Source organism: Sphingobacterium nematocida (assembly GCF_900168125.1).
Lineage (GTDB): Bacteria > Bacteroidota > Bacteroidia > Sphingobacteriales > Sphingobacteriaceae > Sphingobacterium > Sphingobacterium nematocida.
This window is the reverse complement of the sequence record NZ_FUZF01000003.1, coordinates 196169-211088: the sequence shown is the minus strand read 5'-3', so window position 1 is coordinate 211088 and position 14920 is coordinate 196169. Positions and strand designations below refer to the sequence as shown.

The 14920-nt window shown below is 37.8% G+C and carries 15 protein-coding genes; 2 read left to right on the top strand and 13 right to left on the bottom strand.

All coding sequences use genetic code 11. From position 1 onward, the window contains the following. Nucleotides 1-19: 19 nt before the first annotated feature. The 9 genes from B5X76_RS05345 to B5X76_RS05305 all read right to left on the bottom strand — a co-directional run bounded on the left by B5X76_RS05345 (nucleotide 20) and on the right by B5X76_RS05305 (nucleotide 9454). On the bottom strand, nucleotides 20-808 hold the full coding sequence (locus B5X76_RS05345; protein WP_079641929.1) for a (Fe-S)-binding protein: 789 nt from the start codon (nucleotides 806-808) through the stop codon (nucleotides 20-22). An 11-nt stretch (nucleotides 809-819) separates the two neighbouring features. Next, nucleotides 820-2112, bottom strand: a complete 1293-nt coding sequence (locus tag B5X76_RS05340; RefSeq protein ID WP_079641928.1) for a 4Fe-4S dicluster domain-containing protein — start codon at nucleotides 2110-2112, stop codon at nucleotides 820-822. A gap of 145 nt (nucleotides 2113-2257) precedes the next feature. Beyond that, a complete protein-coding gene (locus tag B5X76_RS05335; RefSeq protein ID WP_079641926.1) occupies nucleotides 2258-2791 on the bottom strand; it encodes an OmpH/Skp family outer membrane protein in 534 nt (177 codons plus the stop codon). Between the two features lie 72 nt (nucleotides 2792-2863). After that, nucleotides 2864-3406: an OmpH/Skp family outer membrane protein gene (locus tag B5X76_RS05330; RefSeq protein ID WP_079641925.1), complete on the bottom strand. Its 543-nt coding sequence runs from the start codon at nucleotides 3404-3406 to the stop codon at nucleotides 2864-2866. Between the two features lie 90 nt (nucleotides 3407-3496). Beyond that, on the bottom strand, nucleotides 3497-6079 hold the full coding sequence (gene bamA / locus B5X76_RS05325; RefSeq protein ID WP_079641923.1) for an outer membrane protein assembly factor BamA: 2583 nt from the start codon (nucleotides 6077-6079) through the stop codon (nucleotides 3497-3499). Between the two features lie 113 nt (nucleotides 6080-6192). After that, the gene (locus B5X76_RS05320) at nucleotides 6193-6930 is read right to left on the bottom strand and encodes an isoprenyl transferase (RefSeq protein ID WP_079641922.1); all 738 of its coding nucleotides are present in this window, start codon (nucleotides 6928-6930) and stop codon (nucleotides 6193-6195) included. 16 nt (nucleotides 6931-6946) lie between these two features. Further along, entirely contained in the window at nucleotides 6947-7744 is a 798-nt protein-coding gene (porG, locus tag B5X76_RS05315; protein ID WP_079641920.1) for a type IX secretion system protein PorG, read from the bottom strand. 111 nt (nucleotides 7745-7855) lie between these two features. Continuing rightward, nucleotides 7856-8749 carry an NAD kinase gene (locus B5X76_RS05310; protein ID WP_079641919.1) on the bottom strand — a complete coding sequence of 298 codons (894 nt, stop codon included), beginning with the start codon at nucleotides 8747-8749 and terminating at the stop codon, nucleotides 7856-7858. A gap of 45 nt (nucleotides 8750-8794) precedes the next feature. Continuing rightward, nucleotides 8795-9454: a CBS domain-containing protein gene (locus B5X76_RS05305; protein ID WP_079641917.1), complete on the bottom strand. Its 660-nt coding sequence runs from the start codon at nucleotides 9452-9454 to the stop codon at nucleotides 8795-8797. A gap of 175 nt (nucleotides 9455-9629) precedes the next feature. On the opposite strand from B5X76_RS05305, the gene B5X76_RS05300 reads away from it, so the two are divergent. Further along, complete coding sequence (locus B5X76_RS05300; RefSeq protein WP_079641915.1) at nucleotides 9630-10457, top strand: lyso-glycine lipid O-acyltransferase GlsA; 828 nt, start codon at nucleotides 9630-9632, stop codon at nucleotides 10455-10457. 4 nt (nucleotides 10458-10461) lie between these two features. After that, complete coding sequence (locus B5X76_RS05295; protein WP_079641914.1) at nucleotides 10462-11430, top strand: glycine N(alpha)-acyltransferase GlsB; 969 nt, start codon at nucleotides 10462-10464, stop codon at nucleotides 11428-11430. 37 nt (nucleotides 11431-11467) lie between these two features. On the opposite strand, the gene B5X76_RS05290 is transcribed toward B5X76_RS05295, so the two are convergent. The 4 genes from B5X76_RS05290 to ubiE all read right to left on the bottom strand — a co-directional run bounded on the left by B5X76_RS05290 (nucleotide 11468) and on the right by ubiE (nucleotide 14411). Continuing rightward, nucleotides 11468-11917, bottom strand: coding sequence for a GatB/YqeY domain-containing protein (locus B5X76_RS05290; RefSeq protein ID WP_079641912.1), 450 nt, complete (start codon nucleotides 11915-11917; stop codon nucleotides 11468-11470). A 62-nt stretch (nucleotides 11918-11979) separates the two neighbouring features. Further along, on the bottom strand, nucleotides 11980-12741 hold the full coding sequence (locus B5X76_RS05285) for an SDR family NAD(P)-dependent oxidoreductase (RefSeq protein ID WP_079641910.1): 762 nt from the start codon (nucleotides 12739-12741) through the stop codon (nucleotides 11980-11982). Nucleotides 12742-12798: 57 nt separating this feature from the next. Further along, the gene (locus B5X76_RS05280; RefSeq protein WP_079641909.1) at nucleotides 12799-13659 is read right to left on the bottom strand and encodes a PorT; all 861 of its coding nucleotides are present in this window, start codon (nucleotides 13657-13659) and stop codon (nucleotides 12799-12801) included. An 11-nt stretch (nucleotides 13660-13670) separates the two neighbouring features. Continuing rightward, nucleotides 13671-14411: a bifunctional demethylmenaquinone methyltransferase/2-methoxy-6-polyprenyl-1,4-benzoquinol methylase UbiE gene (ubiE, locus tag B5X76_RS05275; RefSeq protein ID WP_079641907.1), complete on the bottom strand. Its 741-nt coding sequence runs from the start codon at nucleotides 14409-14411 to the stop codon at nucleotides 13671-13673. Between the last annotated feature and the right edge of the window lie 509 nt (nucleotides 14412-14920).

Here is a 14920-nt window from a genome sequence, read left to right as displayed (position 1 = left end):
GCTTTTTTGTGTGTTGATACTAGAGTTTATTTGCCTTTGCCATAATTTCAGCAATATCCAAAACTTGTATCTCTTGTTCTTTTATTTTGACACCGTCGCTCAGCATAGTCATGCAGAAAGGACAGGCTGCGGCTACTATCGTAGCTTGAGATTCGATAACGTCTTCTATACGTTCAATATTGATATCTTTATTTCCTGCCTCGGGTTCTTTAAACATCTGAGCACCACCGGCCCCACAGCATAGACCGTTACTACGACATCGTTTTAGTTCGACAAGATCCGCATCCAATACTTCTAAAGCCTTTCTAGGTGCTTCATAAACCTCATTTGCGCGACCTAGGTAGCAAGGGTCATGGTAGGTGATGCGCTTGCCTTCGAAACTATGCCCATCTGCTGGTTTTAGTTTGCCCTGTTCAATGAGAGATTGTATCAATTGTGTATGATGGATCACCTCATAGTTTCCACCGAGACTGGGATATTCGTTCTTGAGGGTATTAAAACAATGGGGACATGCCGTAACAATTTTTTTTATTTCATAACCATCTAGAACTTGAATATTCATCATGGCCTGCATCTGAAACAGAAATTCGTTTCCAGCGCGTTTAGCTGGATCCCCAGTACAGCTTTCTTCGGTACCTAGGATAGCGTATTTTATACCCACATGTTGTAATATTTTACAGATATCTCTTGTTACGCGTTGTGCCCTCTCGTCGAAAGATCCAGCACAGCCTACCCAAAAAAGTATATCTGGAGCTTCACCTTTGGCGACTAATTCTGCAACTGTAGGGATATGTAGTTGATTTTCCATGTTAATGATTCTTATTGATTGGTCCAATTGGCCCGGTCAGCTTGAGCATATTTCCAAGGGGCACCGTTATTTTCCATATTGCTCAACATCGTATTTATACTTGTTGGGGCCTGAGATTCTTCCATGACGGTGTATTGCCTTAAGCCTATAATTATTTCCAAAGGATTAATATTCACAGGGCACTGCTCTACGCAGGCATTACAGCTTGTACAAGCCCATATTTCTTCCCTGCTGATATATGTGTCGAGCAGAGATTTTCCATCATCTACAAAGCTTTTATTGGTATCTATGTTCTTTCCTATTTCTTCGATGCGGTCTCTGGTATCCATCATGATTTTTCGTGGAGATAGGAGTTTGCCGGTGATGTTAGCGGGGCAAGCAGAGGTGCAACGGCCACATTCTGTACAGGTATAAGCATCTAAAAGATTTTTCCAGGTCAAATCCTGAGCGTCTTTGATTCCGAAGCGGGATATTTCACCAGAAGGAGGGGGAAGGTTGGGATCCAGCATAGCTTTTACCTCAGCAGTTACAGCGGGCATATTTTCAAATTTGCCTTTTGGCTCCAGTTTACTAAAGTAGGTGTTAGGAAAGGCCAACACAATGTGAAGGTGCTTGGATATAGGCAGATAGTTTAGAAAAGCCAATACTCCAACGATGTGAAACCACCAACAAAAGCGTTCAATGAAAATTAAGCTATCTATTGAGGTCGGCATTAATGATAATAAAGCCGTGCTAATGGGAAAAGCTCCTACAGCGGTATAATGCGCGTGGCTTAAAAGTTGTAGCTTTTGATCGGCTGCATTCATAAAAAGGAAAGCAGTCATTAACAATATTTCGGTAACGAGTATCAAATTTGCATCTGTTTTAGGCCAATGATTAAGTTCAGATTGGTTCAATCTTCTTATTTTTAAGATATTACGTCTTATCAAGAAGATGACACAGGATGCCAATACTAAAAAGGCTAATATCTCGAAACTATAAATTAGAAAATCGTAAAACCCACCCATGAAAGAAAGAACGCGATGTGTTCCAAAGATCCCGTCAATAACGATCTCCAACATTTCGATGTTAATGATACAGAATCCAACATAAACAAAAAGGTGGAGTATTGCGGCAATAGGACGCTTAAACATTTTTTTCTGTCCGAAAGCAACCAACAACATGGTCTTTAGCCGCGCTGTCGGATTGTCAAAGCGATCAACCGCTTTTCCCAATTTAATGTTTCTGTAGATTTTTGCAGCGTTTTTGTAGAAGAAAAATCCAGCAGCAATAAGTAAGATTGTAAATATCAATTGACCAATCATAGTTTTTATAATCAGGTTCTAAACAAATATAAATAATATCAGAATATTATGCATGCATAATATGTATTTAGAAGGATTAAAAATTAGGATATAAAAAAAGAGGTAAATTTTATTTACCTCTTTTTTTATATCCTAATATACTAGCCTATTTGATGCCAAGCTTGGCTTTTACATCTGCAGTGACATCTTCACCACCTTGGTAATATACTGCTGCTCCAGAACCAATATCGAAGATATAGGCGTAACCTTTTTCTTTAGCTACAGCGTTGATGGCGTTCATCAACTTAGTCTGAATAGGAGCCATTAATTCTTGTTGTTTTTTACCAACATCCTCTTGAGCGACTTTTTGTACTTCTTGAACACGTTGTTGCATCTGCTGAAACTCTTGTCCTATCGCCTGCAATTTAGTCTGCGTTTCAGTTTTGTTTGCTTCACTTTGGTTTAACATGAGTGCATTTGCTTCATCTTCTTTTTTCTTAAGCTCAGCATACATTCCTTCTAGTTCCTTTTGTTTGGTGTCTCCCAACGTTTTTAATTGCTCTTGTGCAGTTTTAAATTCCGTAGTAGCTTGAAATACTTCATCAGCATTGATATGTCCGATTTTTTGTTGTGCACTTGCTACTTGTACCCCTGCAAACAACCCTACCGCTAATACTGCTCCTTTTACTAAATTTTTCATTCTTTTCATGTTAAACGATATAATTACAAATGTAATTGTTTTTATAATTCTTTATTGTTAATAAATTAGTTTCTATTTTTCTTTTTCAGCCAACGACGGATCTGGTTTAAAACCAAGTTTTGTAATTATATCGTTGCTTTTATCAAGTCTAGGGCTAGCAAAAAGGAAAGTCACTTCGCTACCTTTGTCTAATATGAGGTCAAGTCCCTGTGTATTCGCTACATCCTGTATAGCTTTGGCTACACGTTCTTGTATGGGTTTTACAAGACGGATCCGTGTTTGAAAAAGCTCGCCTTCGTAACCGAATTTTTGTTTTTGAAATTCTTTGACTTGCTTCTCCTTGTTTACAATCTCGTCTTCACGTCTTTTGCGCATATCGTCATTTAACAAGACCTGATCATTCTGATAAGCTTTGTAAAGGCGCTCTATTTCGCCATATTGCTTATCTACTTCTCCTTGCCATTGAACAGATAGGTCATCTAATCGCTTTTGTGCGGATACATACTCTGGAATATGTTTTAAGATGTATTCTGAATCAACATAAGCTACGCGTTGAGCGAATGAAGCACTAATGCTACAAGTTATAAAAGCTAAAATTGCGAATATCTTTTTCATTTGTGTATTATTTGTTTATTTAACAATAATGATCTTTATCTATAATCTCTTTTTACTCTATGACAACAATTATACTAAAAAGTTTAAATATTAAAAACCTCCCATGCTCTGCATGATACTAAATGTGAAGTTTTGTTTCCATTCGCTAGAACGCATTCCTGGGATCGGATCGAAAGCATGACCGTAGTCGATACCCAACATACCAAATATTGGTAAGAATATCCGAGCACCTACACCTGCCGAACGACGTACTTTGAATGGGTTCACTTCCGAGAATTTATTCCAGGTATTACCTGCTTCTGCAAAGGCCAATGCAAATACTGTTGCCTGATCATTCAACATAATAGGGTGGCGTAATTCAATTTGATATTTAGCGTAGATAGGGCTACCGGAGTTGATCGCTACGCGTTGATCCCCATTTCCAGTCGATGCCGGGATAATAGTACCGTTAGCATAACCACGCATAGCTATGATTTCCGAACCTTGTAAGAAGTCAAAACCTTGCATACCATCGCCACCTAGCTTGAAGCGTTCGAATGTGGAAGTTTCAGTTCTATTCGTATAGTTTCCTAAGAAGCCAAATTGAGCCTGAGTCTTAACGACTAATTTGCCCGCGACTTTCATGTACCATTGTGAATCAAATTTCCATTTATGATATTCAGTCCATTTGAAGCGTACTGGATCTGGATCTGTCTGATAATTGATGTTATTCCATGCGGAATATGGTGGAGTCAGACTTACAGAAAAACGGATATGTGAACCTGATGTTGGGTAGATAGGAGCATCTATCGAGTTACGACTGATCTCTTGGGTGAAGTTTATGTTATAAGCAGTTCCATCTGAAAACTTGAAATAGTTTCCGTAGTTCTGTAATTTATAGCGTTGGAACGATAATGAACTATTAATCTGGAAATAGTTATCCGGCCATTGTAGTCGCTTACCCAAAGAAGCAGTAACCCCAGTCATCCAAATACGTTGTAGTTCCGAATCTTTTACCATTTGCTCACCTGTGTAATAGTTAAAACCACCATATGATGAGTTCGATGTATAGGCACTCAAACCAAAGTATACCGGTTTTTTGCCGCCCAACCATGGTTCAGAGAATGAGAAACTATACGATTGGTAGCGTTTTCCAGACGTTTGGCCACGTATACTCAGTTTCTGTCCATCTCCACGAGGTAGAGGCTTCCAAGCATCCTTCTTGAAGAAGTTGCTGGTAGAGAAGTTGTTGAAAGTCAATCCTAGTGTACCGATAATCTGCCCAGCTCCGTAGCCACCAGATAATTCTACCTGATCTGAAGGTTTCTCAACGACATTAAAAATAACATCTGTTGTACCATCTTCATGGTTCATCGTTGATGAAGGGATGTCCGGTGTGATTTTTTGTTCGTCAAACATACCCAATTGCGAAATCTCACGTATACTACGCATGATAAGCTCTCGTGAATATTTTTGTCCAGGCTTGGTGTATATAGAACGAAGGACAACACGGTCGTTAGTAACATCGTTACCTTTTACAATTACGTTGTTAATTGTATACTGTTTTCCCTCGCTTATCTGTATTTCAAGGTCTATCGTATCACTGTAAATTTTCTTAATGATGGGATTGATATTAAACGTAAGGTAACCGTCATTCTGATACAGTGCACTGATATCATCACTGTTTCGGGTTGGTCCCATAAGTTTTGCATTTATTTTTTCCTCGCTATATACATCTCCCTTTTGAACACCCAATAGTATATTTAGTATAGAATCTTTATAACGGGTATTTCCAGTCCAATCAATGTTACCAACGTAGTATTTAGGACCTTCGTAAACATTCATATTGATACGTACCTCCTTTTCATTGTAGCGGTATACGCTATCCGACAATATTTGTGCATCTCGGTAGCCTTTATCTTGAAGTTTAGCAACTAATTTCTCTTTAGCTTCTTTGTACTTATCATCTTTGAATTTACCTGGGCCAAAGATTCTATACCATTTACGTGGTTTTACACCTTTCAGATATTTTGTAAGATCCGAATTACTAAAGGTTTCATTTCCAGTAAAGAGAACTTTATTGACTTTAATTTTTTTATTCTTATCTACATTCACATCTAGGATTTCATTATTCGCTTGCGCAGAATCCTTGTGCGTACTGATTTTAATGTCTGGATATAGGTATGATTTTTCTCTTAGAAAGCGTTGTATCGTAGATCTAGTAGATTGAATAAGGTTTTCATTGACGATACGGCCCGAACTGGAGTTCAAGCGCTTATTAACCTCTTCTGTTTGCGATTTGCTTAATCCTTTAATATCGATACGTGTCAAACGAGGTCTTTCCTGAACACGGATTTCGAAGAAAATGGTCTCACCGTCAATTCGAGTAGCCCACAATTGTACATCTTCGAAAAGGTTTTGCGCCATTAGATCTTTAATAACACTAGCAGTAGCTTCTCCTGGTACTTCAATATATTGACCCACTACCAGCTTGGAGATTGTAATCAACACATCGGTGTCAAGATATTGAGCTCCCTTTACGGTGACTCCGCCGATGACGTAGTCTTTGGGCTGTAAATAGGATATTTCGTCCGGATCCGAAAGGTTAACAGGTCCACGGTTTGCTATTTGAGCAATTGTAGTGGTGATGTTCAACAAAAAAAACGCTGCTGTTAGTATATATAGTTGCTTCATTTACTTGTTATTATGGATGCTAAAGTACATCAAACTCTTGTTAATTTTTGTTAAAAGTATAATTACGTTATTTCTTTGGTTTACAGCTTGTTACTTTGTGTTTTTTAACACTTTTAAAGCTGTTCACTCGTTTTTCCAAACCTTCTTTCTCTTGTCTGAAAATCATAAATGGCTTCAAACAAGTCTTCTCGATTAAACTCTGGCCACATTTTCGGAGAAAAACTGAGTTCTGTATAAGCGAGTTGCCACAATAAAAAATTACTTATTCGGTATTCGCCACTAGTCCGAATCATAAGATCAGGATCTGGGATATTGGCCGTATATAGATTTTGGGTAAATACATGCTCATTGATGTCTTTTGGATCGAGTTCTCCAGAAAGTACTTGTTGCGCAATACGCTTACTGGCTTCAACAATTTCCGCTCGGGATCCATAACTCAGCGCAAGACTCAGCGTACATTTATCGTTATTGCTGGTTGCAGCTATAGTCTCTTTTAATGTCTTTTGGGCGTTGGTAGGGAGATCATTTATATTGCCAATAGCATTTAACTTCACGCCATTTTTATGGAATGTTTTGAGTTCTTTATTCAGCGAATTGATCAATAGTTCCATTAATGCTTGTACCTCCAATTTTGGACGATTCCAGTTTTCCGAAGAAAAAGCATATAGTGTTAGGTAAGGGATACCCAATTCTATGGTTGCTTCCAGAACCTCACGAACGGCAGTCACACCATTTTTATGACCAAAAACCCGCAACTTGCCTAAACCTTTAGCCCAACGACCGTTGCCATCCATGATGATAGCGATATGGCGAGGAAGTTTGTTGCGGTCTATGTTATCTTTTACACTCATTGATTATACTAAACTATTACTGCCACCAATAACATTTTTTACTTATTATTGTATATGTCAGCGTAATGCCGGCAGTCATATACCCATCAAATTTTTTACCATCTCCACGAGCTCTCCCTTGGTTTATTTCCAGTTTTCCGCCGCTCGGGTCGGCTAAAAATGTTAAATCTTCTTTATTCAGATTGTTTTTATTGGTTTCCAATAGTACTGGATGGTCTGCACTTAGGTAATATTGACCTACGCCGTCTATGTAGTCGCCTATCACTGTTCGATAAATGACTTCTGCTCCAACGGACCAAGGTCCTTTTATATTGTATTTAAAACCTGCACCGAGAGGAATGGCTACTGCAAATTTGGAATAAGTTACTGCTGAATCATCTTTGTCTGCCTCTAGCTTTAAAGGACGCAATAGTACTTTTCTAGAATCATAGTTTACATATGGATCATGCATTAAGGCAGCGACACCACCTATAAGATAGGGGGTATACCTATTTAATTGTCTTCCTGCTATATATTTAAAAAAATTAAATTCACCGGTTACTGCCAATTCGGATATCTTGTTGTTGAATTGGAGGTTTCTTTGTTTCTGGTTTAGATTCTTGAAATCTTGATCATCTCCAAAGAGGTAGAGATGATTATACGCTATTTTTACCCCCCAAGTCGGGTTAAAATTGTACTTGGCAAATAAACCTGCTCCTAGGTTTTTGAAATAGAATGGATTTGTCGAATTAAGATCTCCCATATAGCCTGTGCCGACACCAGACACACCAAATTCATACTGCTGTGCGTAGACACTCGACAGTATGAAAGACATAATGGTTAATATTGCAATACGAATTTTAATCAACTTCACTGATTTTGGTTGTAAAGATAAAGTTTTTGTAATAATTGTATAGCCTTAATTTTTGTTAAATGATATATTGATCTAATAATTGCGGACATCAATGCCCCAAAGTAATTTTTCACGTAGGGTACGGAAGTAACCATCCTTTTCCAATCGGATTAAATTTATGCTAAACGGCGCTTTTTTTATAGTTAATTCGGTGTCCGTAGACAATGTTTCGCTTCGTGAGTCACAGCTTAAAATAAATTTTTCAGTACGACTTTCAATCTTTAAATGTAACGTCATGTTTTCAGATACGACGATGGGTCTTACATTGAGATTGTGGGGGGATATCGGTGTGATGACAAAGTTGCCACTACCAGGCATAATAATAGGGCCACCACAGCTTAAAGAATATGCTGTGGATCCTGTTGGGGTGGCAATGATAAGGCCATCAGCCCAATATGAGTTTAGCAGTTCATCGTTTATTTTAGCGTCGATCGTAATCATCGAAGAGCTATCGTAGCGAAAGACTGTTATATCATTTAATGCAAAGTTTTCACCGTTAAAGAGTTTCTTATCGCTACATTCTACAGAAAGTAAAGCCCGTTGTTGTATGTGGAATTTCTTGCTTAAGATTTGATCGATAGCGTCTTCCATTTCTCCTTTTTGAATATTGGCCAAAAAACCCAAACGGCCAAAATTGATGCCAGCGATAGGGATGCCCGAATCTTTGATAACTGAGACAGCAGCTAGCATAGTTCCGTCACCACCTAAACTCAGCATAAAGCTAATGTCTTTAGGAAGATCCTCATGGGATGAAAAGGTTTCTAGATTTTGTGGTCGAAAGTCGTTCTTGTATAAGAAATCATAGAACTCGACATGCACAGCAATCTGAATATTTCTTTGGGTCAGATAATCAAATAAATGATCCACATAAGGAATTACTGTTGAATTAAAAATCCTTCCGAAGATCGCAATTTTCGTTTGCTCCATTGCAATTAGTACTGTTTTCTATTTCACAAAGGTGCAAAGAATAGGTTATAAATCTAAATAATTCATCAAAAGGTCGTAACGATCCTGGATATCCGATTGTTCGCCACCGTCTCGAAATGTAGCCTTAACTACATAGTCATTGCGCCAAAGTGAGGATACTACTGCCGAAATATTGGTTTTGTTTACCTTGATAGTCATTTCTAGTTTCGACGAGTCTGGTAATCGATGGATAGCTGTACTGAGTATGCTTGTGTTCTCGGTTTCAATAATCCGCGCGATATGCGATAGTGCGTTATCTCGGATTCCTAATTCTAAAACAATAATTGCGCCTTCATCGTTGCCCAATGTTTCATTGAGAGCTATTAATAGATCCTGTTTAGTGAGTACACCAAGATATTCGTGTTTTCTATTTAAGACCGGGATAAAACAATAATCGTATGTCGTAATCAGTTGTAACGCATCATATATGTGTTGATAGTCAAATAGGTATACCGATCTAAAATGCAGCTTAATCGTGTTAATCGGCACTTCGGTGTCTATTTGATCCAAAAGCAATTCTTCAGAAACTAAACCATGGAAAATTTTTCCTTCTACCGCTGCAAGAAATTTAGAATGGTTTTCATTCATTTTTTGCAACACGAATTCCACGGTGTCCGTCAGCAAAACCTCGTGATAATCAGTAGATATGTATTGCCCGATAAACATAATTCCTATTTTAATATTAAACACTAAATGTGTTGAAACGTTTAATCTTCATTCAAAAATAGATATAAAAGCCAAAAAAACTTGTTTTAAATTATATTTTCTTAAGGAGATACAGCAATATTTTTTTATTTTTACGGTTCACGAAATAGGAGGGCGATCCATACTTTCAAAAGCGATGGCGGTAGAAAAAGATAAGTTTATACAAGTAAGAGAAGTCATACGAAAGAAAAGTCCTGGACTTGCCAAATGGATACCAAGCCCGCTTGTTAGTTATTTGGAACGGACTATCCATGAAGATGAGATAAACGACATTATGTTTCGTTTCAGGGATTTACAAGGCTTAGATTTTGTAGATGCATTGATTAATGACTTAGGTGTCAACGTTGTTCTTGAGGGAGCGGAGAATATTCCAGAAACAGGAGCTGTTATTTTTGCTTCTAATCATCCCTTAGGAGGGCTTGATGGAATAGCTTTTATGCATGCTATCGGAAGGTATCGCCGGGATGTTAAATTTTTAGTTAACGATATTTTGATGAATGTAAACAATCTTCAGCCACTTTTTGTAGGTGTTAATAAGATTGGAGGTCAGGATAAAAATGCGATATCGGCTATAGAACAAGCGTACGCGGGTGAGCATGCGTTATTAGTATTTCCAGCGGGACTCGTTTCACGTAAGATTCACGGTAAAATAGAAGACTTAGAGTGGAAAAAAAGCTTTATTTCAAAAGCAAAAAAATATAAAAAAGACATTGTCCCTGTTCATATCGATGGTAAGAATTCAAATTTTTTCTATAACCTTTCTCAATGGAGAAATAGGATAGGGATAAAATTTAATGTGGAGATGTTGTATTTGGCCGATGAGTTTTTTGCTCAACGCAATCAACAGGTCGTGATAAAAATTGGAAAAAAAATTCCATATTCATTTTTTGATACTTCAAAAAATGAAAGACAGTGGGCTGCGGATGTAAGGCAGCAGGTATACGAATTGAAGACGCAGAAATAATTGTATGGAAGAAATAATTGCCCCTGTAGCTAGGGATTTGATCAAGGCAGAGTTAACCGAAAAAGCTTTTCTACGTTATACCAATAATGGGAACAATGAGGTTTATTTAGTAAACTATCATACTGCGCCGAATATTATGAAGGAGATTGGTCGATTGCGAGAATTGACCTTTCGTGGTGCTGGAGGTGGGACCGGTTTGGCATTAGATATTGATGAAAATGACACTTGTGCACATAATTATGACCAATTAATAGCTTGGAATCCCGAAGATGAAGAAATTATTGCAGGATACAGAGTTATTCGTTGTGATCAAGCAATAGACACCAATGGAAATATTCACCTTTCTACGCTTCATTATTTTAAGTTTTCAGACGAATTTGTTGCAAATTATCTTCCTTATACCATCGAGTTAGGGCGCTCTTGGGTTCAACCCAAGTATCAACCCTCTATTGATAATAGAAAGGGACTTTTTTCGCTAGATAACCTGTGGGATGGTCTTGGTGCATTAGTTATTATCAATCCCGATATCAAATATTTGTTCGGGAAGGTTACTATGTATCCGCAGTTTGATGCAAAAGCACGTGACTTATTGCTTTACTTTATGAATTGTTATTTCCCAGATCATAAAGAGATGGTGAGGCCATATGATAACCTTTTAGTTGGTTATAAAACAGATATTTCATCTTTCTTAGGTGTTTTTGATGGATTGCCCTACAAGGAGGGCTACAAGGTATTAAATAAATATGTGCGCGAGTTTGGAGAGAATATCCCGCCATTGATTAACACCTATATGAATCTGTCTCCAACTATGATGACTTTTGGAACTGCTATGAACGATGAGTTTGGAGAAGTGGAAGAGACAGGTATCCTGATTACCTTGGATGATATCTATCAGGCTAAAAAGGAAAGACATATCTCTTCTTTCGAAAGAGATAAAGTCTACGGAAGCCGTGAAAAAATAAGGGAGAACTAGTTAGTTCTCCCTTATTTTTTTTGAGTATATAACTTTATTAAGATAAACAACTCTTAACAAGTTCAGAAATTGTTTTGCCATCAGCTTGTCCGGCTAACTTTTGGTTAGCTTGTCCCATTACTTTCCCCATATCTTTCATTCCTGAAGCTCCAGTCTCTGCAATTATGGCTTTGATTATGGATTCGACCTCTGCACGATCCAACTGCTTTGGAAGGTATTCTTCGATTACTTGTTGTTCTTCCAATTCAATTTGGAAGAGATCTTCACGGCCCTGGCCTTTATAAATTTCTCCAGATTCTTTACGTTGCTTTACCAACTTTTGTAAGACTTTGATCTCAGTATCCTGATCCAATTCGTCTACACCAGCTTTCTCCGTTTTTGCAAGCAAGACAGCCGCTTTAATAGCTCTTAGACCTCTTAGACGCACTGCGTCTTTAGCAATCATTGCTGTTTTGATATCTTGGTTTATTTGTTGTTCTAGTGACATGGTTAAAAAATTATCTAATAATGAGCTGGTTAAAGCTCGGTTAAAAAATTAAAAAGTAAAAATTATTTTCTGTTCACTATGCTACCTGTAGCTTGAGCAGTGGGCATAATCAATAAATCATTAATGTTGACATGAGCAGGACGGGACAAAACAAAACTAATTGTATCCGCAATATCGGTTCCAGACAATGGCACGACTCCTGTGTATACATTTTTAGCTTTTTCCTTATCACCTTTGAATCTGACTTCAGAGAATTCTGTTTCAACCATTCCTGGGTTTATCGCTGTGACTTTAATACCGAAGGACAATAAGTCTATTCGCATTGCTTTATTTAATGCGTCTACAGCATGTTTGGTTGCGCAGTATACATTACCATTTGGGTATACTTCTTTTCCCGCTATCGATCCTATATTAACGATATGTGCGTGCGTACTCTTTTTTAATAAAGGAATCACTGCTTTACTGACATATAGAAGGCCTTTTACATTCGTGTCGATCATACGGTCCCAATCGTCTGTGTCGCCATCTTGCAATGGATCAAGACCTTGACTTAGTCCTGCGTTGTTGATTAGAATGTCTACGTTCTGCCATTCTAAAGGAAGGGAAGCTATTGCTTCTTTAACTTTTTCATTGTCACGCACATCCAGGGTGAAAGTGTGTATGTCGATATTTGGATACTGAGCCTGAATCTCGTTACGAAGTGTTTCCAGTCGGTCGGCCCTACGTGCGCACAGAATCAACCTGTAGTTACCTTCTTTGGCTAATACCTGAGCACATGAAGCACCAATACCTGAGCTTGCACCTGTTATTAATACTGTTCTCATTTTTTTTACAATTTTGCAAGTTTGTCTGATTCTTCTTGCTGGGTATAATAAATACCTTTATTGGAAGATCAGGCTCACATATATATTACGGATCAGCCCCCTGTCAATAGGAGTCATGAATTGATTATTCTTTGCCAGCGAATGATTGGAGTCAAATACGTTATTAAAGCTTTGATTGAATTTTATTTCTGGTGACATCTTAAAATAAGCAAAGAAAATGTCTGCTCCAAAACCTACTTCCCATGATAAATATCCAGGTTTCATAATCAACGAGTGGGGGGTGGCACTTTCCGAATTTGTTTGGAGCAATGCATCGTATTCCCCATTGATTCCGATCCATCTGGTGTAGCGTGCGCCGCCAATCAGATAGCCTCGGTATCTATTGAATTTGTTTTTTAGAATTTTTTCATCCGAACGAAACTTAATAGATAGCGGAAATTCAAATGCATTGAAATTAGATCCTTCCGAGCTGCCTCTGACATGTCTTTGACGCCTTGTTATAGATGATAGTACTGGAGGTTCTATTTCTGCAGTGGTAGTTAGATTCGGATTTAATGGCGAGTACTCCACTCCCAATCCATTGAAAAATAAAAAAGAGGGATTGAAGGTGAAATATAGGTTTTCATTAGCCCGTACATCGACTGGTATCCCTACCGAAAAACCTATACTGGGTTTGGATTGTATGCTCTTTAACTGGCCTAGCGTATTAACATCATCATCACCATAATCTATACTGTGCTGTTGCCAGTTCTCTTTTAACTGCAGTTGATAGCTCTGGCTCACCATGTTGTACTGTATTCCAAGAAGAACCATTGCATCCTCATTGTATGCAGATGAAAATGGTAACGATATTTTTCGTTGTCCAAAGCTACTCAGGCAAAAAAGAATCCCTCCTATTATTAGTACAGTGTATTTCATGCGAGTAGCTTTTATTTTATAGCCTCGTATATGGTACAGAATCCAAATGTCTGTGGACTTACTTTGGTTTCTCTGAAGCCGACTTTAGCAGTTATCGCTGCAAATCGCTCTCCATCAGGAAACTTTGATACCGATTCTGGTAGGTAAGAATATGCACTGGAATCTTTAGAAATTAATCTACCTATAGCTGGGATAAACTTGTGAAAATAGAGCTGATAAAACTGCTTTATTGGAAACATTGTAGGGTTTGATAGCTCTAATATTACGGCTTTACCACCTGGTTTAAGGACACGGTTTATTTCAGCAAGACCTTGGTCAAGGTTTTCGAAATTACGTACACCAAAGGCTACGGTCACTGCGTCAAAGGTATTGTCTTCGAAGGGGAGATTTTCCGAGTCAGCCAATTTAACTTCTAACTGGTCTTCCAAACCTTTTTTAGCTATTTTTTCTTTAGCGACGTTCAACATGCCCTGTGATATGTCGATACCTATGATTTTTTTTGGTTTTAGTATGCGAAGAGATTCTATTGCAAAATCTCCTGTTCCTGTAGCAACGTCTAAGATAAATTGTGGACGAATGGATTGTAAAGAGCGGATAGCTTTTTTGCGCCAGATTACATCGATACGCATGGTCATTATTCGGTTCAACAAATCATATTTATGCGATATGTTATTAAACATATCTGCGACTTGTTCTTTCTTGCCGCCGTCTTTCGATTTGTAGGGTTTTAATGTGGATGCTCCATTTGACATAAAGCAAAGATACTATAATATTTTCATATGTAAATAATTCGTCTTTTAACAATCTTATGGAATATCCAAAGTGTTTTATGCACACTTATATTGCGAAATGGTGTGCATGCTGCTTCGCGGTCCTTCGTGTTTGTGCAGTTCTGCTGCATGGTTAGTTCATTGCAATATAATTATTTTAATGGGATTGTAGTTGTCTTTTTTCTAGATCATTGTGATAAGGGTTTTTGTTAATCGGTTGAAAATGAAATCCTAATGATGTGTAGCTTATTGAATGATTTACTAAGGTGATTACATGAGGTTTTTAACAATATAAAAAGTTATCCACATGTTTTTAAGTGGTTGATAGTGAGCTTTAAATTGGTTTTGTCAACAGTTTTTTAACAATTATTGTTAATAACAACAGTCTGTGTGCTAGGTAGGGCGCAATACTTGCTAGTGTCCTATTTTTTGGATGTGTAGAACTTAAAAAGTGGAGAGTAAGTATTTTTGCTACCTTTGTTTAACGATAT

Excerpts from the sequence above, each read along its gene's own strand:
- B5X76_RS05345 (WP_079641929.1), bottom strand. The coding sequence starts at position 808 with ATGGAAAATCAACTACATATCCCTACAGTTGCAGAATTAGTCGCCAAA.
- B5X76_RS05340 (WP_079641928.1), bottom strand. The coding sequence starts at position 2,112 with ATGATTGGTCAATTGATATTTACAATCTTACTTATTGCTGCTGGATTT.
- B5X76_RS05335 (WP_079641926.1), bottom strand. The coding sequence starts at position 2,791 with ATGAAAAATTTAGTAAAAGGAGCAGTATTAGCGGTAGGGTTGTTTGCA.
- B5X76_RS05330 (WP_079641925.1), bottom strand. The coding sequence starts at position 3,406 with ATGAAAAAGATATTCGCAATTTTAGCTTTTATAACTTGTAGCATTAGT.
- bamA (WP_079641923.1), bottom strand. The coding sequence starts at position 6,079 with ATGAAGCAACTATATATACTAACAGCAGCGTTTTTTTTGTTGAACATC.
- B5X76_RS05320 (WP_079641922.1), bottom strand. The coding sequence starts at position 6,930 with ATGAGTGTAAAAGATAACATAGACCGCAACAAACTTCCTCGCCATATC.
- porG (WP_079641920.1), bottom strand. The coding sequence starts at position 7,744 with ATGTCTTTCATACTGTCGAGTGTCTACGCACAGCAGTATGAATTTGGT.
- B5X76_RS05310 (WP_079641919.1), bottom strand. The coding sequence starts at position 8,749 with ATGGAGCAAACGAAAATTGCGATCTTCGGAAGGATTTTTAATTCAACA.
- B5X76_RS05305 (WP_079641917.1), bottom strand. The coding sequence starts at position 9,454 with ATGTTTATCGGGCAATACATATCTACTGATTATCACGAGGTTTTGCTG.
- B5X76_RS05300 (WP_079641915.1), top strand. The coding sequence starts at position 9,630 with ATGGCGGTAGAAAAAGATAAGTTTATACAAGTAAGAGAAGTCATACGA.
- B5X76_RS05295 (WP_079641914.1), top strand. The coding sequence starts at position 10,462 with ATGGAAGAAATAATTGCCCCTGTAGCTAGGGATTTGATCAAGGCAGAG.
- B5X76_RS05290 (WP_079641912.1), bottom strand. The coding sequence starts at position 11,917 with ATGTCACTAGAACAACAAATAAACCAAGATATCAAAACAGCAATGATT.
- B5X76_RS05285 (WP_079641910.1), bottom strand. The coding sequence starts at position 12,741 with ATGAGAACAGTATTAATAACAGGTGCAAGCTCAGGTATTGGTGCTTCA.
- B5X76_RS05280 (WP_079641909.1), bottom strand. The coding sequence starts at position 13,659 with ATGAAATACACTGTACTAATAATAGGAGGGATTCTTTTTTGCCTGAGT.
- ubiE (WP_079641907.1), bottom strand. The coding sequence starts at position 14,411 with ATGTCAAATGGAGCATCCACATTAAAACCCTACAAATCGAAAGACGGC.